22 protein-coding genes are annotated in these 23,666 nt (G+C 36.8%); 5 read left to right on the forward strand and 17 right to left on the reverse strand.

Annotated elements, in window-relative coordinates; translation table 11 throughout:
• Positions 1 to 3: 3 nt before the first annotated feature.
• The 16 genes from ACL9RF_RS17085 to ACL9RF_RS17160 form a co-directional block, all read right to left on the reverse strand.
• Positions 4 to 927 carry a glycosyltransferase family 8 protein gene (locus ACL9RF_RS17085; RefSeq protein WP_422801856.1) on the reverse strand — a complete coding sequence of 308 codons (924 nt, stop codon included), beginning with the start codon at positions 925 to 927 and terminating at the stop codon, positions 4 to 6.
• A gap of 11 nt (positions 928 to 938) precedes the next feature.
• A complete protein-coding gene (locus ACL9RF_RS17090; protein WP_422801857.1) occupies positions 939 to 1,916 on the reverse strand; it encodes a glycosyltransferase family 2 protein in 978 nt (325 codons plus the stop codon).
• Positions 1,913 to 2,881, reverse strand: a complete 969-nt coding sequence (locus ACL9RF_RS17095) for a glycosyltransferase family 2 protein (protein WP_422801858.1) — start codon at positions 2,879 to 2,881, stop codon at positions 1,913 to 1,915. Before ACL9RF_RS17095 ends, ACL9RF_RS17090 begins: the two co-directional genes overlap by 4 nt.
• A gap of 42 nt (positions 2,882 to 2,923) precedes the next feature.
• The gene (gene gmd, locus ACL9RF_RS17100; RefSeq protein WP_422801859.1) at positions 2,924 to 3,982 is read right to left on the reverse strand and encodes a GDP-mannose 4,6-dehydratase; all 1,059 of its coding nucleotides are present in this window, start codon (positions 3,980 to 3,982) and stop codon (positions 2,924 to 2,926) included.
• 61 nt (positions 3,983 to 4,043) lie between these two features.
• Positions 4,044 to 4,829, reverse strand: coding sequence for a glycosyltransferase family 29 protein (locus ACL9RF_RS17105; protein WP_422801860.1), 786 nt, complete (start codon positions 4,827 to 4,829; stop codon positions 4,044 to 4,046).
• Between the two features lie 48 nt (positions 4,830 to 4,877).
• Entirely contained in the window at positions 4,878 to 5,504 is a 627-nt protein-coding gene (locus ACL9RF_RS17110; protein WP_422801861.1) for an HAD family hydrolase, read from the reverse strand.
• Positions 5,482 to 6,177, reverse strand: coding sequence for a cytidylyltransferase domain-containing protein (locus ACL9RF_RS17115; RefSeq protein WP_422801862.1), 696 nt, complete (start codon positions 6,175 to 6,177; stop codon positions 5,482 to 5,484). The genes ACL9RF_RS17110 and ACL9RF_RS17115 overlap by 23 nt, the downstream gene beginning before the upstream one ends.
• Before the next feature lie 2 nt (positions 6,178 to 6,179).
• The gene (locus tag ACL9RF_RS17120) at positions 6,180 to 7,712 is read right to left on the reverse strand and encodes an aldolase catalytic domain-containing protein (RefSeq protein ID WP_422801863.1); all 1,533 of its coding nucleotides are present in this window, start codon (positions 7,710 to 7,712) and stop codon (positions 6,180 to 6,182) included.
• A 75-nt stretch (positions 7,713 to 7,787) separates the two neighbouring features.
• A complete protein-coding gene (locus ACL9RF_RS17125) occupies positions 7,788 to 9,572 on the reverse strand; it encodes an ABC transporter ATP-binding protein (protein ID WP_422801864.1) in 1,785 nt (594 codons plus the stop codon).
• A gap of 39 nt (positions 9,573 to 9,611) precedes the next feature.
• On the reverse strand, positions 9,612 to 10,571 hold the full coding sequence (locus tag ACL9RF_RS17130) for an NAD-dependent epimerase/dehydratase family protein (RefSeq protein WP_422801865.1): 960 nt from the start codon (positions 10,569 to 10,571) through the stop codon (positions 9,612 to 9,614).
• Positions 10,568 to 11,716 carry an MraY family glycosyltransferase gene (locus ACL9RF_RS17135; protein WP_422801866.1) on the reverse strand — a complete coding sequence of 383 codons (1,149 nt, stop codon included), beginning with the start codon at positions 11,714 to 11,716 and terminating at the stop codon, positions 10,568 to 10,570. The genes ACL9RF_RS17130 and ACL9RF_RS17135 overlap by 4 nt, the downstream gene beginning before the upstream one ends.
• Positions 11,717 to 11,923: 207 nt before the next feature.
• Positions 11,924 to 12,892, reverse strand: a complete 969-nt coding sequence (locus tag ACL9RF_RS17140) for a DUF5106 domain-containing protein (RefSeq protein WP_422801867.1) — start codon at positions 12,890 to 12,892, stop codon at positions 11,924 to 11,926.
• A gap of 127 nt (positions 12,893 to 13,019) precedes the next feature.
• A complete protein-coding gene (locus ACL9RF_RS17145; RefSeq protein WP_422801868.1) occupies positions 13,020 to 13,442 on the reverse strand; it encodes a BT0820 family HAD-type phosphatase in 423 nt (140 codons plus the stop codon).
• A gap of 78 nt (positions 13,443 to 13,520) precedes the next feature.
• Positions 13,521 to 14,096: a hypothetical protein gene (locus tag ACL9RF_RS17150; RefSeq protein ID WP_422801869.1), complete on the reverse strand. Its 576-nt coding sequence runs from the start codon at positions 14,094 to 14,096 to the stop codon at positions 13,521 to 13,523.
• Positions 14,089 to 14,982, reverse strand: coding sequence for a S41 family peptidase (locus tag ACL9RF_RS17155; RefSeq protein WP_422801870.1), 894 nt, complete (start codon positions 14,980 to 14,982; stop codon positions 14,089 to 14,091). Before ACL9RF_RS17155 ends, ACL9RF_RS17150 begins: the two co-directional genes overlap by 8 nt.
• A gap of 165 nt (positions 14,983 to 15,147) precedes the next feature.
• Positions 15,148 to 15,762, reverse strand: a complete 615-nt coding sequence (locus tag ACL9RF_RS17160) for a S24 family peptidase (protein ID WP_422801871.1) — start codon at positions 15,760 to 15,762, stop codon at positions 15,148 to 15,150.
• A 238-nt stretch (positions 15,763 to 16,000) separates the two neighbouring features.
• On the opposite strand from ACL9RF_RS17160, the gene ACL9RF_RS17165 reads away from it, so the two are divergent.
• The 5 genes from ACL9RF_RS17165 to sucC all read left to right on the forward strand — a co-directional run bounded on the left by ACL9RF_RS17165 (position 16,001) and on the right by sucC (position 22,568).
• Positions 16,001 to 16,234: a hypothetical protein gene (locus ACL9RF_RS17165; protein ID WP_422801872.1), complete on the forward strand. Its 234-nt coding sequence runs from the start codon at positions 16,001 to 16,003 to the stop codon at positions 16,232 to 16,234.
• Between the two features lie 114 nt (positions 16,235 to 16,348).
• The gene (locus tag ACL9RF_RS17170) at positions 16,349 to 19,480 is read left to right on the forward strand and encodes a hypothetical protein (protein ID WP_422801873.1); all 3,132 of its coding nucleotides are present in this window, start codon (positions 16,349 to 16,351) and stop codon (positions 19,478 to 19,480) included.
• Between the two features lie 230 nt (positions 19,481 to 19,710).
• Complete coding sequence (locus ACL9RF_RS17175) at positions 19,711 to 20,841, forward strand: clostripain-related cysteine peptidase (RefSeq protein WP_422801874.1); 1,131 nt, start codon at positions 19,711 to 19,713, stop codon at positions 20,839 to 20,841.
• 76 nt (positions 20,842 to 20,917) lie between these two features.
• Entirely contained in the window at positions 20,918 to 21,121 is a 204-nt protein-coding gene (locus ACL9RF_RS17180) for a hypothetical protein (RefSeq protein ID WP_422801875.1), read from the forward strand.
• A gap of 253 nt (positions 21,122 to 21,374) precedes the next feature.
• Positions 21,375 to 22,568 carry an ADP-forming succinate--CoA ligase subunit beta gene (gene sucC, locus ACL9RF_RS17185; protein WP_422801876.1) on the forward strand — a complete coding sequence of 398 codons (1,194 nt, stop codon included), beginning with the start codon at positions 21,375 to 21,377 and terminating at the stop codon, positions 22,566 to 22,568.
• An 83-nt stretch (positions 22,569 to 22,651) separates the two neighbouring features.
• Here sucC and tsaD read toward each other — a convergent pair whose 3' ends face one another.
• Positions 22,652 to 23,659: a tRNA (adenosine(37)-N6)-threonylcarbamoyltransferase complex transferase subunit TsaD gene (gene tsaD / locus ACL9RF_RS17190; RefSeq protein WP_422801877.1), complete on the reverse strand. Its 1,008-nt coding sequence runs from the start codon at positions 23,657 to 23,659 to the stop codon at positions 22,652 to 22,654.
• Between the last annotated feature and the right edge of the window lie 7 nt (positions 23,660 to 23,666).

Here is a 23,666-nt window from a genome sequence, read left to right on the forward strand (position 1 = left end):
AAATTAATCTCTTAGTTGCCCATTTTTAAAATAACGCAATACAATTTTAAGACGTTTCACCAGGGAAAGCCTATCTATATCATTCATCCGACGGGCGTAAAAATCAAGGTAATATTGCTCATCGAAGATAAAACTCTTTCTATAGTACTCCCACCATATATCAAAATTCAAACACCAACCCTTCCAAGGTTTAGGGCCATTATAATGTATCGTTCCTTTTTGTATCACCAAATCCACATCCTCCTGCGAATAATAGCCCATTCCTTTTGCTGCAGCAATCTCGGCCACCGTACCCACCACACCAAACCATGGAGGCAGTATTTTTATGGCATCTTTACAGACCAGGTTCAAGGTATCCTGATCCTGATACTTCCAATTTGATTTTGCTACAGCAATAAATTCCGGAATTTTATTGTCGTCCAAAATTTTCTTTGAATTTAAAATAATGGTACCCGAACAAATGTAATCGCCGATTTCCATTCCAATAGACGTGTTAACATATGCTGTAATATCTGAAAAAGGCGTTGAAACCCCGGCAACATAATAATCATCGAGATTTGTATCCAAGAAAATTGCACTTAAATCCTGTTGAAAAATAATATCTACATCGAAATACATGATTTTATCGTATTCGGGTATCAATTCCGGGATAAGTAATCTATAGTACGCAGCATGTGTAATTCCACGTATTTCATAAGCCCCTTGAAAGGCATTTCCTACAGACCTAAAAGTTATCTTACAGTTGTTATAGAGAATAGGAAATTGATTTAAAGTACCGTGAATAAACTTTGCATCATCAGCATGAAGAATATAAATATCATAAAAAGTATCTTCATGGGCATTTAACAATAAAGAGGTTAAACAAACATGCGCTGGTATGGCCAAGTTATCATCGAAACAAAACGCTATAGGGACAATTTTTTTCATAGTTACATCTATTAGTTAGCGCTAGATTTTATCCAAATCCAGACATCAAATAAAAAATACCACTTCCAAATTGAAAACAATGCTAAAAGTTTATGCCTTTTGCGATATGATTTTTCTTTGAAAATTTGGGTATTCGATTCGGGCATCTGCTGTGCCCAGTTCACCAAATCAATTTTATGAACACTAAACAAAAGTCGTCGTTTAGCGTGTAGTTTAAACCTTCGTATGGCAGCCTCCGAAAGCCCCGTTACACCATGATTCTGTAAAAACAAACAAGCATCCTTTGCATTTGCAATTTCTTCGTAGATACGCTTGGAATTAGTATCGCGCGTATAGGATATCGGGTTCGTCTGTAAATAATGGTACAAAGGTTTATCAACAAAAGAAATCTGCTTTGCAAAATACAATACCTTAATTAACACGTTTTTATCCTCGGCCATATTCATCTTATCGATAAATCGAATGGAATAGTTTTCAAAGATATCCCTTCGTATAACCTTATTCCACAACATACCTTCCACCTCCAGACCAATTAACGCCTTAATAAAATGCAAACTATTGGCCTCAATATTCTGGCGGTCAATTTTTTGCCCATCGCCATAGTCAATAAAGTAACTACACCAAACCAAATCTGCATGTTCTTTAACGGCAGTCTCCATCAGCAAGGCAAACATATCCGGTTCAATCCAATCGTCGCCATCAACCCAGCCAATATAAGTGCCCTTAGCCCGATCTAAACCATAATTACGCGTCTGACTAACGCCAGCATTTTGCTTATGAAATACTTTAATTCGACCATCCTGCAAGGCCAATTTATCACAAACCTGTGCCGAATTGTCTGTAGAGCCATCATTTATTAAAAGCAGCTCAAAATCAATAAATTCTTGTTTTAAAATGCTTAAAACACAGTTCTCCAAGCTGCCCTCCACATTATAAACAGGAACAATAATGGAGAGAAGCGGCTGCGTAGCTGTTGCTATACCATTCATATGGATTTATAATTAACATCGGCTTTTACAAAAAATAAAAACCGGATATAAAGATTCACCGTCATCGCTAGCATTTTTTCAGTAAACAAGCCATTTCGGTGTAACCCCTCCAATACATTTAAAACTTTGATTACGTTCGGATTTTTATACATGGAGAACGCAATCTTCACGAATTCCACATCGCTATAATCCACATAATACAAAACCGTACGCTTCTGTTCCTCCAAACAAACCTTATCCAGGTTATGCGCGAAGTCCTGCACAATAAGCTTCATACTATGCCTCGATTTATCTTTGTTAGCAATGGTAATACCCTCAAAATTTTGATAATATACATAAGTCGCCGCCTTGCATAAAGCCACGGAACGAAGCTTTTTTGCTAAGAAAAAATTCCAATAGGCATCCTCATGAATAATTCCCTCCTTAAAAAAAAGGTCATTCTGAACCATAAAATTGCGGCTAATTAGTTTATTCGTCGCCATAACAGGAAAAGGCCATCGCGCCAACATAGCCTTTTTAATTTCTACGTTATCGTTCCAAAATTCCGGCCCATCAAATGCATCCATGGTATACACATCATTCCATTTTGCAGGCACATATTGGAAATTTCCCTGTACCATTTCAGCCTGATATTTTAGGGCTAAATTTCCTAATAACTCAAATGTTTCGGGAATAATTTCGTCATCACTATCCAAAAAATAAACATAATCACCCTTTGCTTCCCTAACACCCGTATTTCTAGCACCAGAAAGGCCTTTATTTTCAGGGTGCACAATAACACGTGCCTGTGTCCAATTATGTTTTTCAATAAAAGTGTGGATAATTTCAGCACTATTATCTTGCCCTCTGTCATCGACCAATATAATTTCTAACTGTGTATACGTTTGATTAAAAACAGATAACAGGCACCGCTCAACTGTGGCAGCTACATTATAAAATGGAATAATAACTGAAATTAAATGCATTTTAATATTTACTATATCGGTAACAACGTTAATTAAACGTAATTAAACAAGTTTTAAATCATTTGCGACCATCTCTTTCACCATCGTCGGCAAATCGTATTTAGGATACCATCCCAATTGGGTATTCGCTTTATTCGGATTGCCAATTAACAAATCCACCTCTGTAGGTCTATAATATGCAGGGTCTACACGTACCACAACTGCCCCAACAGGCACCTGATAATCCGGATTACTACAGTTTACGACAGTTGCTGTTTCATTTTCGTCCTTCCCAACGAAGGCAAGTTCTATACCCACCTCATGAAAAGCCATTTTTACAAAATCACGAACATAGGTAGTTTTGCCCGTTGCAATAACATAATCTTCAGGCACCTCTTGCTGTAGTATACGCCACATGGCTTCTACATAATCTTTGGCATGCCCCCAATCGCGCTGTGCATTCAGATTGCCCAGGTACAAACATTCCTCTTTCCCCTTAGCGATTTTCGCTACTGCCATGGTTATTTTACGGGTCACGAATGTCTCTCCCCTACGGGGTGATTCGTGGTTAAACAAAATGCCATTACAGGCATACATATTATAAGCCTCACGGTAGTTTTTTGTAATCCAGTAGGCATATATTTTTGCGACAGCATAAGGCGAACGTGGATAAAACGGCGTAGTTTCTGTTTGTGGAACCTCCTGTACTAAACCATACAATTCGGAGGTTGAAGCCTGGTATATTCTGGTTTTTTCTGATAGTCCTAAAATACGTATGGCCTCCAAAATCCTTAAGGTACCGATCCCATCCACATTTGCCACATATTCTGGCGAATCAAAACTCACCTTAACATGCGACATGGCACCGAGGTTATAGATTTCATCGGGCTGAACTTCCTGGATTATACGAATTACATTTGTCGAATCCGTTAAGTCGCCATAATGAAGCTTAAAACGCACATCTTTTTCATGTAGGTCAACATACAAGTGATCTATACGTTGGGTATTGAACAGGGAAGATCGGCGTTTTATGCCATGTACCTCATATCCTTTCTCCAGTAAAAGCTCGGCCAAATAAGAACCATCCTGCCCCGTTATCCCCGTTATTAATGCCTTTTTCATTGTTTATGATATCTTTAATTAGATGTTAACGGCTAAATTTCAATAACCGCAACTCCCAAATTTAGCTACTCAAATCTTGGTCTATAATTGCCTGTAATGTGCTATCAAGCTTAAACACTGATTTATGCTTTAAATATAACTCCTTAAAACAACTATATTCTTTTTCAGGATTATGAAAACTATTTGTTTGATGAAACTGATCTTTCCAGTAGTCTAAACTTCCTGACCTATAATCTTGATTATGGGCGGTTTTAAAAAAGGTAATTCCTGTAATATATAACTCCTTTGGAGCGCAGTCCATAATGGCAAAAATTGCTTTTGCACCCGTAGTTGGTGAGATCGGAAAAAATACGTCTCTCATCATTTTACAAATATCTTCAGGGCAGTCCGAAAATGGGTAATTACCCTTTGTAGATTCTAAAAATTTGTTTCCATACCTACGTCCGTAACCTTCTGATTCCATATTATGTGGAAAAATCAAATGGCCAACATTATGCTTTCTCCATAATTCAGTTTCAATCGGACTTTTTCCACTATCATTTTCTACATAAAAGGAATGAAATAAAAAGTCCGTACGAGTTCCAATACATTCTTTGTATTTATCAATAAGTCGAACACCATTATTCAATCGTACAACGATATCATAGCTTTCAATAAATTCTCCTAAATGTTCTTTATACGCTGAGTCTGCACCACCAATAATGGCTACTCTTTTACCTTTAAACCAATCTTCATTAAAAGCAATTTTCGCCTTCTTTTTATAATTTCTTACTCTAAAGGTCTCTATTTTAGTAATAAGCGAATTATATAATGCATTCAATTTATTTTTTATTCTGACCAAAAACATAAGTATTAATATAATTTAGAATTGCTAATCATTTTTAATAAACAAACCTTAGGCATTTTCAAAAGAATCCATATAATAGGATAAATCCCTTATTTTGGGATTATTATACCCTATAAACGTAATATCATTCGCTTTTGAAGCTTCAAAATCATTAATTGAATCACCAATTAATAGCATATCATTTTTGGAGTATGCGTTTTCAGTAATAATCTGCTCTACAAGTTTAATTTTTGGGGTTGGTGACCCCAAAATACTCTTAAAGTATTTTTTTAAATTTAGTTCTTCGCAGATAATATTAAGCTCCTTCCCATCAGATCCTGAAACAATATGCATTACATAGTTATTGTAATTATTCTTTATGAAATTTACAGAATTTGAGATCAACAATTTTTCATCAATCAATAGGGAAAGCATGATTTTAGAAAAGTCATTCGTCAGCTTCGCTAATAATTCATCGCTAATAGATTCTCCGCGAATATTTTCAAAGAAATATTTTAATTTAACATAGCGAGATAAACCACCGTTTTCCTCATGATAGTCCAATAATTGTTTTACTTGCTCCTCGGGATAATCTTCTAAAACCTTTTTAAAACCTAAACTTCGGATAGGCATAGAATCTAGAATAACTCCATCAAAATCCCACAGAATAACCTTAAAGTTTTTTAATATTTTCATAAATCAATTCTGCTAATCTAAAATCATCATTCCAATCAATATCCAAAGCCTCAATTTTTGTCAATTCATACATAAATGGCTTAAGGCCAATACGATCATCATACTTCAAATAGTTTTCCCTAGGATTAATAAAAATAGCACTATTAACCTCGAACAGAGGTTCTAAATCTTGAGATCGTGGCCATTTCATAGTATTCCTGTCGTGTGAAATAAAAGTATTAACCTGTTTAGACCAAATAAAACTTTGTATCTTATTTACCGACATTAAGCTATCACATTGTTGCTTTTCTTTGTGATCAATAAATGTTTTAATAGCCTTATCCATTACCTCTTCATTTACAAATGGCTCGGTAACATGTACCCAAACTATATTATCTTCCTTGATGACTGTTGGAATATATTTTATTAAATCCAATAAATTTGTGGAAGAAAGGCATAAATAATCCGGTCTCTCTATCACTTTAATTCGATCCGAATGAAAAGAGTGAGCAATTTTGATACTCTCCTCATCATTCGTTGACAATATTATCGGATATTCACCTTTTGTCTTTAGAAGCTGTTCAAGTTTCAAGCGTAACAAGCCTCCGTCAATTCCAGCGAATTGACGTGTATTTTTATCTAAAACACGCTCACTCCCCCTTCTTGTAGGGAGAAAAAATGCAAAACTTTCCATATTTATATCAAAGAATAGATAGAGGTAACTGGTAAAAAATTATATAATGACGTCGTTAATGACGTAAGGTTAATATTTTCATTATCTTTTATAAGTTCAAAAAGATAAGAATTTTCAATATTTAAATCTCTCTCTTTCTGTGTGACAAGCATATCACTATAGCCATCATAGCCCACAACAAACAAATCTTTCGCTTGCATATTTAAGACTACCTGCAAAGCAATAGCAGTATGCGCATCCTTAAAACGATTGGTAAAATCAATATGTTCTAACTCGAACGTATTAGGTTTAATCGATGCAGGCACATAGGTTCCCATAACACGAGGATATGGAGGCAATATACATTGACCATTAAAACCACTTAAATCATTAAAAACTTTTTCCAGTCTATGTCCTTCATTCCCTACAAGACAGAAATATTGTTTATTAGGTAAGTCCTTAAATAAATAAGCATTCTTCGAACTCGCGTGAATAATGACTACCTCTGGTCTATTTTTTAAAAAAGTTTTAATCGCTTCCTGATGCTCCAAGACCGACTCTCCACCACCTACTAATAAAACGGCACTTTCCTCCTTTAGATGGACAGGAGGAAATTGATCGTTATCTTCTCTTTGATTAGATCGATTATCTAATGCACGTATTATACTATTAAAAGAATAAAACCTGGTTGTAACCCAATCCATAACATTCTTTTGAGGTAATGAATTCGCCCCTGAAATCATATAAGGCAAATTTGTTCCCCATTGATGTTTATTTAATAAAGGTTGAAATGCGTCAACTGCTTGACCAAGTGCATTGAAATCAACATTAAATCCTTTTTCTTTATTTAAATACGTTAACAGTAACTCCGTTTTAAGATTTCCTGCACCCCTACCCATTCCCAAAATCGTTGCATCCACCATCTCCACACCATTTTCTAATGCCGTTAATGTATTGATCAGGGCTAATTCCAGATTATTATGACCATGAAATCCTAAAGGCACATTTATTGAATCCTTTAATAGGCCAATAGTTTCTACCACTTCCGTCGGGGTTACACCGCCATAAGAGTCCACCATATAAAAACAATCAGCCAGCCCATTCACGGAATTAAGCTGGGTTAGAAATCCAGACTTTTCTTTCCATTTAGACATATACATTACGTTAAAGGCTACCTCAAAACCATATTTTTTAATTTCTTCGGTAAGTGTAATTGCACGAACCAAATTTTCAGGATCCAGCGCTATACGTACCATAGCTACTAATCCCACAATTGGTTCTAATAAGGCTTTCAGATGCTCTTTACGGATATCCTTTTCATTAATAATGACAACTAACTTTTTATTCGTTATTTTTTTTAAATTTTCAATTTCATAAATAGGGCTATAAAAATACTTTCCCAAATATTCCTGCATTGGAATACTTCTGTACCCAATCTCGATATAATCAACAGGTAATTTATTTAGAGATACAAGATAAGATTGGACGCATTGAGAATCGAAATCCCAATTGGTGTAATACCCACCATCTCGTAAGGTACAGTCTAATATTTTCATAATTCTTTTGTTTATAATTTTCTAGTATTCCTATTAATTACTTTTATATCTTCTCTTTACAAGGAGTCACAACAATTACATTCCCTGTAATTCAGTTAATTTCTTAAAATAATTAGATCTATTTTTTAATTCCTCAAAATCTCCAAATGCGGCAATTTTTCCATTTTCCATCAGATAAATTGTATCGACATGTTGAATCGTGGATAACCTATGTGCAATGGAGATAATAGTAACCTGGCCATGCAAAGAATCGATACTTTTTTTGATTTCCGCTTCCGTTTCCGAATCCAGAGCCGAGGTTGCTTCATCCATAATTAATATTTCGACATCCCTATACAATTCACGCGCAATGGAAATCCTTTGTTTCTGTCCACCGGAAACATTTAACCCATTATTGCCAAGTAATGTCTCTTCGTGGTCGGGTAAATTGGTCAGAAAAGAACGCAAGCTACACATATCAATAACCTTATTAAATTTAGCCAAGGTATGCTCATTTTTTTCATCCCAAAAAGTGACATTCTCAAATATAGAAGCATTAAAAACCGTAGCCTCCTGACTAATATAGCCTATCTTACTTCTAAAATCATTAATGCTAACCTGCCCTATGTCTACGCCATTTACCGTGTAGGCCCCGGTATTAGCAGGAATAAGGGTACAAATAAGATTAACTAAGGATGTTTTTCCTGATCCCGACTCACCGACAAAAGCAATGGATTCATTTTTTGATAACTGCAGATTAATATCTTTTAATACCTGATGGTCGCCATAACTTAGGGTAATATTCTGCAGAGAAATTTGGTTTATGCTATCAAAAGTTTGTGCACCACCCAGATTCTCCTTATGCTGATCTAAATATTCTTGAAAAGAAATTATATTTTCTACCGTTCCGATATTCGATAAGTAATTGTTCCAATTGATCTGCAGATCAATAATTTTCTGCATAGCACGATAAAAGAATAAAAGAATTATCATGACCGCAGACAACGGGGATTTAAAAATTAAAACATGGACAGCGATGGCGCCCGCAATAACAGCAATGGTCATAGGCTCGCGTAAAGCAGACAAGCGAGAAGTAATGACCACAACACTGATATTATTCTTAATCAAACTCGTTAACTCCTTACGCAACCTATTGAAAAAAATAGTATTTCTTCCGGTAGCCTTCATGTATTTAAAATGATTAATCACCTCAATCACAATACCGCCGTAACGATGGTTATTCTTCGTAATATCCCTGGAAAGGTCCTGTGTTTTTTTATAAAACGCCTGATAAATAAAGTTAGAAAGTCCGCCGCCAATAACAACGAGAATTGAAAACTTCCAATCTAAAAAGAAGGCAAAACCGAGGTAACTGATTATAAAAAAACCATTTTTTATAGACTCTAAGTACTGGCTACTGGCATATACTACCTGCCAGGATTCACCGGTTAACGAGTTTTGCATCCGTCCGATGTCTGTAGATACAAATTCTTTATAACTCAAATCACTTAACCCTATAGCCAGCCGTTCCCGAATGGCTTTTGAAAAACGCTGTTGCGTAATGCCAATGAAATTTGTTAAATAATAGAAAAATATACCCTTTAAAATAAACAGCACCACAATTAAGATTAACATATTCATTACGCTAACCTCCATATGCAAAAACTGAAATAAATCCTGAACAACCTTGGCCGTATTATCCGAACCTGCCCCTACTTCAGTGTTATCTGCGACTTGCAACAACGGGATAAACAATGTCATTCCCAGGCTGTCCATCAATACCATAAAAAAACTAAACAGTAATAACAGGACAATTCTATACCCTAAGAATTGATAAAAGAAATAAAGTGTACTAAATTTTTTCTTTAAATATGCTTTCATGCAAATATCCTTAACACCAATTAAACAGCAAATACCCTTTTACTTTACAAACTCCGCCTTGAGCATACGCTCCAAGCCCTCCTCCAAAGCAAAAGGTGGTACAAACCCCGACTGCAAGGCTTTCGATGAATCGTATTTCGTAACGGCACAGAATTTCTTCACCCGAATGGAGCTAATATTAAATTTTTTACGCGTAATAAATGCTAAGGCATCAAAACCGTAGCCCCCTAACATCCCTAACCAGTACGGAATACGGATGGTTGGGATTTTTTTATCCAAAATATTTCCCGTATGATAAACTAAATCATTGGTATTAAAATCGGGTTTATCACCGTAATTAAAAACATGATACCCCTCGGTAACCTGATGGATCAAATACTCCATAAAGGCTACAATATTCCCTACATAAGACAGCGACTTCTGATTCGTTCCAGGGCCTATCATCATAAATTTACCCGATGCAATCTGATTTAACAGATTAAAAACATTCCCGCGGTTTCCTTCGCCAAAAATTACAGTAGGACGAATAATATTGATATTCCAATGGCTATGGTTTTTATACCATTCCTGCAATACCTGCTCCGCCTGCCATTTACTTTTTCCATAATGATTGAAAGGATCTGCCGGAAAACTCTCGTCCGGGTTATCCTTATCCAATCCATAAATAGCTACAGAGCTTGTAAAAATTAAACGCGAAATACCGTTTGCCTGCATAGCATCTAACGTTATCTGCATTCCTTTTACATTCACATCATAATATAAGGACACCGGACTTACATCATCACGGTGTTCTGCAGCGAGCAATATGACCAGCTCACAGCCCTGCAATAATTTGGTTAAAGCATCTTTATCCAAGACATTCGCTATAGCGGTAAGCGCTGGATAGGATGTACTCTGCTCTTTATCGATATTCAGAATTTCTATTGCCGGATTAGTCTTTAACAAGGTAATTAATTTTGTACCTACAAATCCTGACCCTCCGATGAGTCCTATTTTCATAATTCTTTAGGTGTTAATTCTTCAACCGTAGCTACGGCTTTAGTTCTTTTTTTATTTTTTTTGTTCATGATGTAATTAAATACCATCGTAATCACCCCCCACAAGATCACATCCAAGAGCAGCACAATATTATTACTAATAAATTGTACGCCCACAATATTTACAATACAGAAAAATAAAGATAAGCCCAGTATGGATAACATGGCTGTACTATGCGACATTCCTGAGCGCAACAACTTATGATGCAAATGATTTCTATCCGGTTTAAAAACGGAGTATCCTGTTAATAAACGCACCAACATAACACGAGCAACATCAAATACAGGAACGATTAATGGCGCTGCGGCTACCACAATGGCCCCTTCGGAAAAGGGTTTTATATTCGGGTTATTCATGGTAAAACTAATCGCAAGAAAAGCCACAGAAAACCCGAGAGTCATACTCCCCGTATCGCCCATAAATATGCGACGGTGCCGTTTTCTTTTTCCAAATACATTGTAATAAAAAAAAGGAATAAGAACACCTGCAGTGATAAAAGCAAACAAGGCATGAATCCAGGCTGCATAGTATACAAATAAGCCACCCAAAACAAGGCAACAGACGCCAACTAAACCAGAGCACAGCCCATCCAAACCATCAATAAGATTGATTGCGTTAATAATTAACACAACCAAAAATACCGTAAAAGGCATCCCTATCCAGGCCGGTATTTGTGTAATAAAAAAAATGCCGTACAAATCGTTTATCCATAACCCCGATAAGGGCAGTAGTGCCGCAACAAAAATTTGCACGACAAATTTCCATTTGTAGCCTACACCAATTAAATCATCACCAATACCGATTAAAAACAGAATTACAAGACCACATATCAGCATAATAAACATTGGAAAAACCTCCCATGTAGCAATATGTAAATCCGTAAAATTAGTCTTATAGGTAATCATTAAGGTCAGAATCAGTAGGCAGCATTGTACAGGCACAAAGGCCACACCTCCTAACCTTGGTATTATATTTGTATGTAATTTTCTAGCATCAATTGGGTCAAAAAGTCTTTTTTTAAAGGTAATTAAAAAGATAAAGGGTATAATCACCCTACCTAGGATAACAGCCAATAGAAAAGGAATTAAAACAAACAGGAGCTTCATACAAGTAATGAAATTATAACATAGCACACCCAAATATGCGAAGCATACTACATACTAACTTTTAAATAAAAATTTCGACTAATAATTTATAGGCAAAGGTAAAGTATAACCAAAGAATGCAGGCATCCTTATACCAACCTATGTTTGTATATTTACAATATTGTAGCGATTTAGCGACAATAATACTGCTGTTTTATAAATTGTGGTTTATTTTTCAAACAGCGAATTCAAAACCTGCTCCAAGGTAGCGTCTTTCAGGTTTACTTTTTTATGCTTATCGAGCAGGTAAATGGTAGGCGAAGCCTTTAAATCGTACAATTGGCCCATTACTATTTGCTGCTTGGTATCCATACCATTTATCCATTCCGACGGAATCTGGGCTTTATAATCATTCCAGGTCTCCTCTTCCCCATGTGCATAGATTAATACAATACGCAAAGTTCCGGACTCGATGGCATCATGCAGCTGCGGTATTGCCTTCATTTGGGCAATCGTAGTCTGACAAGCATGGCATCCAGGTTCATAAAACATTAAAAAGGTATGTTCTGCTTTTATATTGAACAAGGTATTCGATTTACCATTCGCCTCAATAAAAGAAAAGTCCTTCGCTAAAGTGCCTACCTGATTTTTTTGCACCAAATTTAAAAGTATTTTTAGACGTTCTTTTTCGGTGGCATCCACAGCTTTAGCCTTGACCAAATACTGTAACACCATTTCGTAATACAGGTCATTGTAGGCTGGCGAACTGGGGTTATACAGGTAAAGTTTTAAGCGATCTGAAAAGACAGCCAATGCCTCAGGATTCACCGAAGCTTTTTCCAGCAATGCTTGAATACCATTGTTCACCGAATGGAGTGAAGCTTGCGGAAAAAGACCTATAAAATTAGCCAATGCCTGTTCGCTATAATCAGCATTATCATATACAGTTTTATCTTTAAAATCAAAGGAATCCCAAAAATGCAGTAAAACATAAGCTATGCGATCCTCACCTGTTGTATTTTCCGGCGGTACCGGTATCGGATAAGCATCCATTTTATTTTGCAAAACCGTATCCGTAGCAGGAGCATCTGAATCTACTAATCCTGCTTTTTTGTCGGAAGAGCGCCCGGCACAGCCTACAGCACTTAACAAAGCCCCCATTAGCAAAACACAAACAGACAATCTAGTAATACGCATAGCTCTCTAATAAGGATATTTATAAAAATGGTATAATTTAAAAATGTAGGGGTAACGCAAAATCGTACACCCTAGATAACAGTTAGTACTGTAGGTTAACAAAAAGCCTACCAAAAACCAAAAGAAGCTAGGAAAACCAACCTCGTTTTTTTTTCTTTTTTTCTTGCGCAGTCGCTAATTCCGCAAAATTCTCTTTAAAAGACAAGCTAAAAGGAACATTATTTTTAATAGCCTGGTATATAACGCCCCAATCCGGAAGTCCACCAAAATTACGATCATCAATAAACAAGTCAGCGGTTAATTTACGCGCCGCATTCGTTCTATTCTCCTCAGGAAAATTCGCATTATGGGCAAAAAAATGTAATCCCTGCGCTGCACAATACGCGATAGCCTCCTCCAAAAGTCGCCCCTCCCGTACTGTCCAAAGGATCAAAATATGTCTTTCATTCTGAAGCTGCTTCAGCGTTTCTATAGCAAAAGGGATAGGTTTACCAATAGCAGGATACTTGTGTTCTACAATTGTGCCATCAAAATCTACCGCAATAATCATAAGGGATTAAAAATTTAAATTAAAGCCTAGGAATACAAGATTCCTTAAACAAAAAAACCATGCTGTGAACCATCAAATCTACCTATTTTTTTTGAACATCTCTCGCTTTGTCAGCTTATTAATAGCACCCATATTTACTGCATTTTTAAACTTCCGAACCTTCGTAGTTGTTGCCCACAGCGCGGCCGGGTTTATATCTTTTAGTGCGGCCTGCAACATCAACTCATTGCTATCGCCAAAATCTGCAAATATATAGTCCTGAATACCTGTAATTTGTGCCGGTAGGCCATCCCAATAATCAGACTCGCCATTTTTGTTATACATTTTAAATGAAGTAACCCATAAGGACAACTTATTTTCCACACGCTGCTCGAAAAAACCAACAGGCTTACCATAGGTCCTAAGACCACTAGCTATTAACTTTAAATCGGGATAGTATGGCTTCAGCACATTAATTAGGAGTTCCGACGCTGAAGCGGTTTGTTCGGAGACAATAAAACGTATTTTATTTAATTTAAGGGTATTACTACGCTCAAAATACTCATCACCAAATTGCCCTCCTGGATATTGTTCCTTAGCCGCGAGGTACTTGTTCAACTCGTAACGCATCATCAGCTGTCCGTTACCCGCCTCAGATATGAGTTTATTAGCCAAATACACAGCTGTATTTACATACCCCCCCCCCATTGTAACGCAAGTCTATTATTATATCCTGTACCCCTTTCTCTGCAAATGAAGCAAAAGCATCATCTATTTTTTGTCGGTTTACCCCTCCCTCTGGAATATCCTCAAACGAAGAAAAGGCAAAATAACCAACCCCCTTACCTGCAGATGTAATAACTTTTGTTTTTAAAACCGGATCGATGTCATAGACATAACTATAATTGAGGTGCTTTTCGGCAACAACCCCCTCCTGAGTTTTATATTTAATACGCATCGCAGATGGGGAATTAATAGCAGACCTTAAGAAGGCATTTAGTTGGTCAAAGCGTGATTTGTTTAAGGGTGCACAATTAGTACCCGTACAGGTGACAGGAACGGAAAAATCTTTCTCTTCATTTATTTCCAAAATAATATCAGATCTTTTTAAACCCGCTAATGCTGCCGGCGAGCCCCCTTCAACCATATCTAATATGGGATAAGCAGGCTCGCCATCCACTACACCCCAAGAAAACTGCATCCCGAAACCATAATTGGTATCCATTTTCAGGCTTGCTCTTTCGCTACCGGAACTTTCGATATCATACATATATGAAAATCTGTCGATATGGCCATTATATTTATCCCCAACATATACGGGAGTTAACGACTTTAAGGCCTCCAGTAGGGAATAAGGATCATTAAATTTATCCGTAAACTGGGAAATAGGATCATAACTTGGTATAGACAAATCAGCCCATAAAGAATAACGTTTATAATATAAATAAACACCATCTTTTACTAACTCAGCACTGCTGCGCGGCTCTGAAGGTTGAGGCGTTCGTGGATTAGGATTTACAACTTCCTTTTTACAAGACACTTGCAGGATTGTAAATAACAAAACAATACAAACAATTTTACAGCGATAAGCGGTTGTATTCATAAGATTCAAAAAAGGGCTCTAAAAACAAATATCTATAGAAATTTATTCCTAGCCAAATAAGCAAGCCCTTTATTCTTTTACTTATAAATATTAAACTACAAAAACTGTAATTTTAAGCGAAACCTACATAGCAATCATCGAAAGCACACCTTTTATCTTATATACCGCACGCACCCTAGATTTATCGATACTAAGTTCATCAAAACTATCCAGATTTTTCGGAACAAGACGCCATACCCCAGCTTCCGCACTTCGAATAAAACGCACAACGTTAATGTTTTCAGAAATTACCAGGTAGATATCCCCCAGTACAACGGCATCTTTATCGACCTGCTTCACGAATACAACACTTCCATGATCAATTTCAGGACTCATAGCCTCTCCATGGTTTACAAATGCAAAATCACTCCCTGCTAATAGCGGAATTTCAAGCTCATCCACCACTGGCATATTTCGTAAATTAATATCAAAATTATCTAATCCGATATTGTACAGTGGAATTTTACTTACCCCTTCAGCCGACTTCAACATCCTTCCTTCACCCGTTAATAACCAAGCCTCATGAATATCTGGGAAACGATCTACAATAATTCCGGCTAAATTTTTACTGATATCATAATTCCCCTTCTTAATCTGGTACAATCGTTCTGCTCTATTTAGCCCTATCTCTTTTGCAAAAGAATTTACATTAAGTCCTAAATATTGAATCACCTTATCGAGGCGTTCCCAATGTGACATATATTCTAATTCTATAAAATGTTTAAAAAAATCAACTTCCGCGTTATGCATACAAATACTAGACCAAAGTAAAAAAAAACCTTTTGCATGTCAAAATTAACAAGAATATATTGCATATTACAATTTATCATTGTACTTTAGCATTCGTTTTTATATTACAATCTGAAAACAGGCTTTATATGCATACATAAAACGCTAAACAAACCAAAAATGTGACACCTAAAAAACGCCTATGGATGTGGACAGAAAAAAACAGAAAGAACCTGACAAAGCCGCAAGGGCTAAAGAAATAACAGATAAAGATATTATCAACCTTATAGGATTGAAAAACATTAAACTAAAAGATCCAACCTATGCGGAAAATAATCTAAAAATTGAGAAAATACAAAAATTAACCAAATTTCAGGTTACCATTACGGATATAGATGGCGAACAAATTTCTTTTCAGTTTGAACTAAAAACCTATAAATAATAAAAAAAGAAAAAAGATATTTGTTTTTACAATATTACATTGTACTTTTACAAAAAAAATAATAATTCTAGAATTAAAAAGAAGATTAACCGAATTAATAATTCAAAAGAAAACATGAAAATTAGAAATCTATCCAAAATTGCCTTGGCTATTGCACTTAGCAGTTCTGTAGTCTTGGAAAGCTGTAAGAAGTACGACAGTGACATCTCGCGGCTCGAACAAAAAATCGATCAGAATACATCTGATATTGCTGACTTAAAGAAAAATTTAGCAAACTTGGCTGCAGGAAATGTGGTTCAGTCTGTTGAATCTATCCCTGGTGGCGTTCGTATTACATTTAAGAAGCCGGATAACAGTACGGTTACTTACGAAATTTTAAATGGTGCTAAAGGAGATAAAGGTGACAAAGGCGAAAAAGGTGATAAGGGCGATATTGGTTCAACGCCAATTTTCACCGTTGGTGATAATGGCAACTGGTTTGTAACAGTAGATGGTGGAACACCTAAAGATACTGGCCATAAAGCGAAAGGAGATAAGGGGGATAAAGGGGAAACGGGTGCGCCTGGAACTCCAGGTAAAGATGGTGCTCCAGGTACCCCAGGAACTCCAGGTAAAGATGGCGCTCCAGGTACTCCAGGAACTCCAGGTAAAGATGGCAAGGACGGTACAGTAATTACCATCGTAGATGGCCCTAACAAAACGAAAGTATGGGCTATAGATGGGGTTGCGACGGATGTCTTAGCCTTTGGCGGTGATGTGGGTTTTGTGCAACAGCCAGGTGGTTACGCCGTGAAGATTACAAATCCAAATGGCGACGTGGAAAGTTTATTTTTGCATAGTGAGGCATTAGAGGTAACGAGCTTATCTTTAGTCCCTTCATTAAGCAACAACAATACGCCTGTTGTATTTTTCCCACGTATTGTAGACAATTTAAACAGTAGAAATACATTATTACAAGGATATGCTACAATTAAATACAATATTAACCCATTTGGTGTAAATACTGCAAACTACGATGCAAGTGGCCTACTAACGCAAGAAACGGATAAAGTTGTATTCCGCTCTGGTGGCTCTGATATTGATGCGAACTTTACGACGGAAGGTACCGCTGTAAAGACATTCTCGGATATCACGGTGAAATACCGCCCTGTTAAGGCTAAAAATTCAGGAAACAATGTGTTATTCCCGAAATCATCGGATAATAAAGACTTGTTTGTGGCTTTACAGGTTAAAAACCTAAAAACTAACACAACACAAAAATTTGCTGCCTCTAGTTATAACTTGGCGAAAGAAGAAATTGTGCAAAAAAGTGAAGTGACCATTGAAAAAGCTATTAAAAAATCGGCTCAATCGGCATTCGAACTTTACAATGACTATGCTAGTACCTTTACTGGAAGCACTTTTAATGAAGGACCTAATAACTCTCCTAACACCGCATTAACCTCGGGAGCAGCAGCATCGAAATTAGCAGGTCACTTCTCGTTAAATATTTATGAGAATGCGGAGAAAAAAATTAATGGTGTAAATGTTCCTACCAATAATACGGATTACAAAGGGGCAATAGATCTGGAGAAAGAGCTTCGTGGTTTCTTTGGTCGTGCACAAGTTGGAAATAAAGTTGTTTCCTTAGACGATAATGGTTTATCGGGTTATGATCTTCGCTTTAAACATGCTCAAACAGGAAATCAGCTAAACTGGTTAAACTTAGATGAAAAGACAGGTGTTATAACCGTAAAAGAATCTACACCTGGACGCTACAATACAGGAGCGTTAGGAAACCATGCTGTAGTACAGGTAGACCTTTATGAAAATGCTACGGCTACAACATCTATTGCAACACGTTTTATTAAAATCGACTTCACCCAAAAGAATGTTCCTAATATTAAAGTTGCGGGTGATATCGTTTTTAACCTGACTAATAGCGGCACGAAAGAAGAAACTGTTAAATGGGTCGTTCCAACAACCTTGGATGCAGCCTATAACAGCACAGGATTATCCGCAGCACAATTCCATAATGAATACAGTTGGTCACTAGAGTCTGTTGTGAAAGAAGATGGAACTCCGGTTAACAATACGGCATGGTTTGAACCAAGAAACTTTAATAACGCTAACCAGAACGTTTCTAAAACGGTAATAATTGATCAAACTAAGGTTAACCCAGGCACTTATTTATTAAAAGGTGTTTATAAGCCTAGCATTCAAAACCCGAATTACTCTAATGTTGAAGTGACTATTAAAATAGTTGTTAATCTTCAAGGTAACATTAGTTACAACATTATCCCTGCATATTGGGAAGGTAATAAGGAAACTGGTTTTGCGCGTGTGTTTGGTACAAGTAATGGTACTTCTAGCTGGTATTTAGGAGGTGACTTTAGCGAGTATATCAAGTTACAGAACAACATTACAGGGACAAATGCGCCTATAGTTACTTACGATTTCCATATTGAAAATCAAGATCACCAAGACATTGCATCATTTGGTTGGAACAATAACACCTATACCACGGCAATCAAAAATGTAGCCCATACAAATCAAGGATTAGGGAATGAGCAGTTGCACATTAAAAATGCATCAGCACCGCAACATCATTCTAACCCTAACAAAGATGCATTTAACTACATCTTAGGCTGGAACTATGCAGCTACGAATCATATCCTTAATGTTCAGGTTCGTTATTATTTGAATAATAACCCAACTTCATTCAAAACGGAAAACATTAAAGTAAGATTCAAAAATCCGGTTAAAAATTTAACGCCGAAAAATAATGTTACAGGAAGTGTAACAGATAAACAAAACGGCTTAAGCAACCAGGAGGTAGATCTTCGTCAGTTTATTACCGTTAAGGATTACAACAATGTAACGATTTGGGATTTTAATGGAACTAACTCCAATTCAAATGTAGCAAACCTAGCTTTAATTCAACGTTACGGTATTAATGCGTTGAATACCTCAAATAATGAACCTTGGTTAAGTACATCTGCAGTGCAGTTGGTAAAAGCATACTACAACAGCAACCCTAACCAAGACATTAAATCCAGTTTACCAGCAAATACTGCTGCGACTGTTGCTAATGTTTCAGGAAAAACAGTAGCGCGTTGGACTAATACAGGTGCCAATACCATTACTCAACCTATTACATTGGTTTACAAAATCACTTTAGCTAACCGCTACAATGATGGTAGAAATGGTGACTCTGCAAAAGATATTGAGCAAGAAGTAAAAATCGTTGTTAACCCTAACAACTAATTGCCACAATATTTGCGACTAAATTTTTCTGTGAGAAGGGCGACTTAAGTGCGCCCTTCTTCTTATTCATTAAATTTTGAATATGTAATAACAATCTAATAGCTACCAATTATGGAAACCGAAATTATGGAAACTGTTGTTTGTATTATTGCTGCTAGCCTAGCGCTAGGCTTTTCTATGCTACTGTATAAAAAATTAAAACGAACAAACTTCTAAATGTATTCTAAACCATGAAGGCCTACCTTACCCTGCTATATTGTAGCATTTTAATTTTTGCTTCTTGTAAAAAAGATAATTCCACAGTGTTGCCAACGGAAAATTTCAGAACGGTATTGGTTTATCTTGCCGCCAACAACAACCTGCAACTGGAAGCCTACAAAAATTTGGAACAAATGGAAAATACCATAGGTGATATTGATGGCAACTTACTGGTTTATGCACGTTTACCAAATACTGAACCTGCATTATATGAGATAACGAGAAAAACAGGCGCTACAGGTGGAAGAAGAAAAATCAAATCCTACCTACCGCACAATTCTTCTGATCCGAATGTGATGCGTACCATAATCGATGATGTTTTCTCCTTATATCCCGCAAAATCTACTGGTTTAATACTTTGGTCGCATGCAACTGGTTGGGTGCCTTCCGAAGCTGGACCAGTAAAACTGAAATCCTTTGGCGATGATAATGGCCGTCATATGGATATTACGGATTTAAATCAGGCCTTACCTACCAAATTTGATTTTATAATGTTCGATGCCTGTTCCATGGCGAGCGTAGAAGTTTTATATGAAATAAAAGATAAAGCAGCGGTTTTTATTGCCTCTCCGGGGGAGGTGATTTCCAATGGAATGCCTTATGATAAGATGACCAACGATTTGTTTGATCCGTCGAACGATAGCTACCAGAGAATAGCCCAAAAATATTACCAGCATTACAACGGCTTGTCTGGATTATACCAATCGGCAACAATTTCGGTTATAAACGCTTCAAAACTTGAACAGTTCGCTGTTGACACAAAAAATTTGCTCACCACATTCCCCGTACTGCATCATGATCTTAACCGCAACAAGGTTCAGCGCATGGATTTCGACCGTGAGGGCAACCCACTTATTGCCTTTGACTATTGGGACTTTGTAAATCAGAATTTCGAAAATTCAATTGCCAAAAAAAAGGTACAGGAATCGTTACTTAATGTTGTTGCGTATAGGGCCAACACCCCTTATTTCAATGGCTTTAAAATCGATTCTAATGCTGGATTAACGGTCTATATCCCACACAAGGACAATGCGGGTATACCGCATGATTTTTATAAAACTTTAAAATGGTATACGGCTAGTGGATTTAACCACTTATTTTAATAAAAATACCCTATTGGGGGTATAGGATAACCTTAAATTATGTTTTATTTTTACCTTAATTAATCAAATTTAAATTATGGAAGGATTACAGCAGCAACAGGAGGTGCCAAATCATTATTTGCATAAACTTCTGGTATTAATAAAAGAAACTAAAGCTTTTAAACTTAAGCTGAAAACTGATAATGGCGTAGTTCTGCCCCAGCATCCTAAAGTAAATGAGTTTATGTTGAAACTGCCTAAGGCATCTAGAGATATTGTAAAATTAAAAACCTATAGGTAACCGCCCTGGTTTCTTGTTAACACCTCCATTTATAACCGCTACTACCTGAGGTACACAACAACTTTAAACACTCCCCTTCAGACCATTACAGCAACCCCACATACTACCGTGTACGGGTTTATGCACGTCTTGGTCGCCTTTGACACCTACTACCTGGTATCAGATCACTTCCGTTGTGTTAAATTGTAAAAGAAACTTTTTAAGTTGCCATATCGCATAAAAAATCTTATTTTTACATCAAATTTTTTTATCAATGAACATTCACGAATATCAAGGAAAAGAAATACTTAAAAGTTTTGGTGTAAGAGTCCAAGAAGGATTCGTTGCTGAAACGCCAGAGGCAGCAGTAGAAGCCGCTAAAAAATTGAAAGAAGATTTCAACTCAGACTGGGCAGTAGTAAAAGCGCAAATCCATGCTGGTGGTCGTGGAAAAGGTGGTGGCGTTAAATTGGCTAAAAACCACGATGAAGTTTTCCAACGTGCTACCGATATTATCGGCATGCAATTGGTAACTCCTCAAACAGGTCCTGAAGGTAAAAAAGTAAACAAAGTATTAATCGCTCAGGATGTTTATTATCCGGGTGAAAGTGAAATTCAAGAGTTTTATGTTTCTGTATTATTAAACAGATCTACGGGACGTAATATCATTATGTACTCTACAGAGGGTGGTATGGATATTGAAGAAGTAGCCGAAAAAACACCTCACTTAATTTTTAAAGAAGAAATTGATCCTAAAGTTGGCCTTCAAGGGTTCCAAGCGCGTAAAATTGCGTTTAACTTAGGTCTTTCCGGTGCTGCACACAAAGAAATGGTAAAATTTGTTTCAGCATTATATAAAGCTTACGATTCTATCGATGCTTCTTTATTCGAAATCAACCCTGTATTAAAAACTTCGGATGATAAAATCTTAGCTGTTGATGCTAAAGTAAACTTGGATGAGAATGCTTTATACCGTCATGCTGATTTTCTAGCTTTACGTGATACGGAGCAAGAAGATCCGACAGAAGTTGAAGCAGGCGAGTTTAACCTTAATTACGTTAAATTAGATGGTAACGTTGGTTGTATGGTAAACGGTGCTGGTTTAGCCATGGCGACAATGGATATTATCAAGTTGGCAGGTGGTGAACCCGCAAACTTCTTAGACGTTGGTGGTACAGCTAATGCTGAAACGGTAAAAGCTGGTTTCAATATTATCTTAAAAGACCCTAACGTAAAAGCAATCTTAATCAATATCTTTGGTGGTATCGTTCGTTGTGACCGCGTGGCACAGGGTGTTATCGATGCATACAATGAAATTGGTGATATTCCAGTGCCAATTATCGTTCGTTTACAGGGTACTAATGCTGCTGAAGCTAAGGTATTGATCGATGAATCTGGTTTACAGGTTTATTCTGCAATTTTATTAAAAGAAGCTGCTGATCTTGTAACGAAGGTTTTAACGAAGTAGTTTTTATTATCTACTATAAAAAAAGCGCTTTTGAAAATTCAAAAGCGCTTTTTTTATAGTAGATATACATTGTAAGGAAAGCCTTAGCTTTCAACAGTCATACGTGCCATAGGTGCAATATGCTGCGTTACAAAATCTTCACGTAGGAATTTGTGATACCCCGCAATCGCAATCATAGCAGCATTGTCCGTGCAGTACTCAAATTGCGGTATATGTACATTCCATTTATATTTAGCGCCCATTTCCAAAAGACTATTTCGAAGTCCCGAATTGGCAGATACCCCACCGGCAATAGCAATGTCCTTAACACCAGTTTCTTTGGCTGCCTTTTTAAGTTTGTTCAACAAGATCGAAACAATACGTTTCTGTACGGAGGCACATATATCGGCGAGGTTTTCGTCTAAGAAATTAGGATTATCTTTTAAGTAGCCCTGAACCATATACAATATTGCTGTTTTCAATCCGGAGAAGCTAAAGTTTAATCCTGGAATCTGAGGCTCCGGAAGTTTAAACGCATCGGCATTTCCCTGTTGGGCATATTTATCAATTAATGGACCTCCAGGATAAGGGAGATTTAATATTTTTGCTGTTTTATCAAAAGCCTCCCCTGCAGCATCATCCAAGGTCTGACCAATTAATTCCATATCAAAATAATCCTTTACCAAAACAATCTGGGTATGTCCACCGGATACGGTAAGACATAAAAATGGAAATGAAGGTTTTGGCTTGTCGATAAAATGGGCTAAGATATGTGCTTGCATATGGTTTACCTCTATTAAAGGAATACGGCGCGCTAAAGCAAAAGACTTCGCAAAACTTGTTCCTACTAAAAGAGAACCTAATAAACCTGGACCACGCGTAAAAGCTACCGCATCTACATCATTTTTTGTAATTTTGGCCTGCAAGATTGCTTGATCAACAGTGGGTATAATATTTTGTTGGTGTGCTCGAGATGCTAACTCGGGAACAACACCACCATAATTTGCATGAATCGCTTGACCAGCAATAATATTTGATTTAATTTCACCGTCTATACAGATAGAAGCTGAAGTTTCGTCGCAAGAGGATTCTATTCCAAGAATAATCGCCATTTGAGGG

Origin of the sequence: Sphingobacterium sp. Mn56C (assembly GCF_049319645.1) — a bacterium.
Classification (GTDB): domain Bacteria; phylum Bacteroidota; class Bacteroidia; order Sphingobacteriales; family Sphingobacteriaceae; genus Sphingobacterium.

Bases quoted from the DNA above. Each gene is read 5' to 3' on its own strand.
- ACL9RF_RS17085 (WP_422801856.1), bottom strand. From the start codon at position 927: ATGAAAAAAATTGTCCCTATAGCGTTTTGTTTCGATGATAACTTGGCC.
- ACL9RF_RS17090 (WP_422801857.1), bottom strand. From the start codon at position 1,916: ATGAATGGTATAGCAACAGCTACGCAGCCGCTTCTCTCCATTATTGTT.
- ACL9RF_RS17095 (WP_422801858.1), bottom strand. From the start codon at position 2,881: ATGCATTTAATTTCAGTTATTATTCCATTTTATAATGTAGCTGCCACA.
- gmd (WP_422801859.1), bottom strand. From the start codon at position 3,982: ATGAAAAAGGCATTAATAACGGGGATAACGGGGCAGGATGGTTCTTAT.
- ACL9RF_RS17105 (WP_422801860.1), bottom strand. From the start codon at position 4,829: ATGTTTTTGGTCAGAATAAAAAATAAATTGAATGCATTATATAATTCG.
- ACL9RF_RS17110 (WP_422801861.1), bottom strand. From the start codon at position 5,504: ATGAAAATATTAAAAAACTTTAAGGTTATTCTGTGGGATTTTGATGGA.
- ACL9RF_RS17115 (WP_422801862.1), bottom strand. From the start codon at position 6,177: ATGGAAAGTTTTGCATTTTTTCTCCCTACAAGAAGGGGGAGTGAGCGT.
- ACL9RF_RS17120 (WP_422801863.1), bottom strand. From the start codon at position 7,712: ATGAAAATATTAGACTGTACCTTACGAGATGGTGGGTATTACACCAAT.
- ACL9RF_RS17125 (WP_422801864.1), bottom strand. From the start codon at position 9,572: ATGAAAGCATATTTAAAGAAAAAATTTAGTACACTTTATTTCTTTTAT.
- ACL9RF_RS17130 (WP_422801865.1), bottom strand. From the start codon at position 10,571: ATGAAAATAGGACTCATCGGAGGGTCAGGATTTGTAGGTACAAAATTA.
- ACL9RF_RS17135 (WP_422801866.1), bottom strand. From the start codon at position 11,716: ATGAAGCTCCTGTTTGTTTTAATTCCTTTTCTATTGGCTGTTATCCTA.
- ACL9RF_RS17140 (WP_422801867.1), bottom strand. From the start codon at position 12,892: ATGCGTATTACTAGATTGTCTGTTTGTGTTTTGCTAATGGGGGCTTTG.
- ACL9RF_RS17145 (WP_422801868.1), bottom strand. From the start codon at position 13,442: ATGATTATTGCGGTAGATTTTGATGGCACAATTGTAGAACACAAGTAT.
- ACL9RF_RS17160 (WP_422801871.1), bottom strand. From the start codon at position 15,762: ATGTCACATTGGGAACGCCTCGATAAGGTGATTCAATATTTAGGACTT.
- ACL9RF_RS17170 (WP_422801873.1), top strand. From the start codon at position 16,349: ATGAAAATTAGAAATCTATCCAAAATTGCCTTGGCTATTGCACTTAGC.
- ACL9RF_RS17175 (WP_422801874.1), top strand. From the start codon at position 19,711: ATGAAGGCCTACCTTACCCTGCTATATTGTAGCATTTTAATTTTTGCT.
- ACL9RF_RS17180 (WP_422801875.1), top strand. From the start codon at position 20,918: ATGGAAGGATTACAGCAGCAACAGGAGGTGCCAAATCATTATTTGCAT.
- sucC (WP_422801876.1), top strand. From the start codon at position 21,375: ATGAACATTCACGAATATCAAGGAAAAGAAATACTTAAAAGTTTTGGT.
- tsaD (WP_422801877.1), bottom strand. From the start codon at position 23,659: ATGGCGATTATTCTTGGAATAGAATCCTCTTGCGACGAAACTTCAGCT.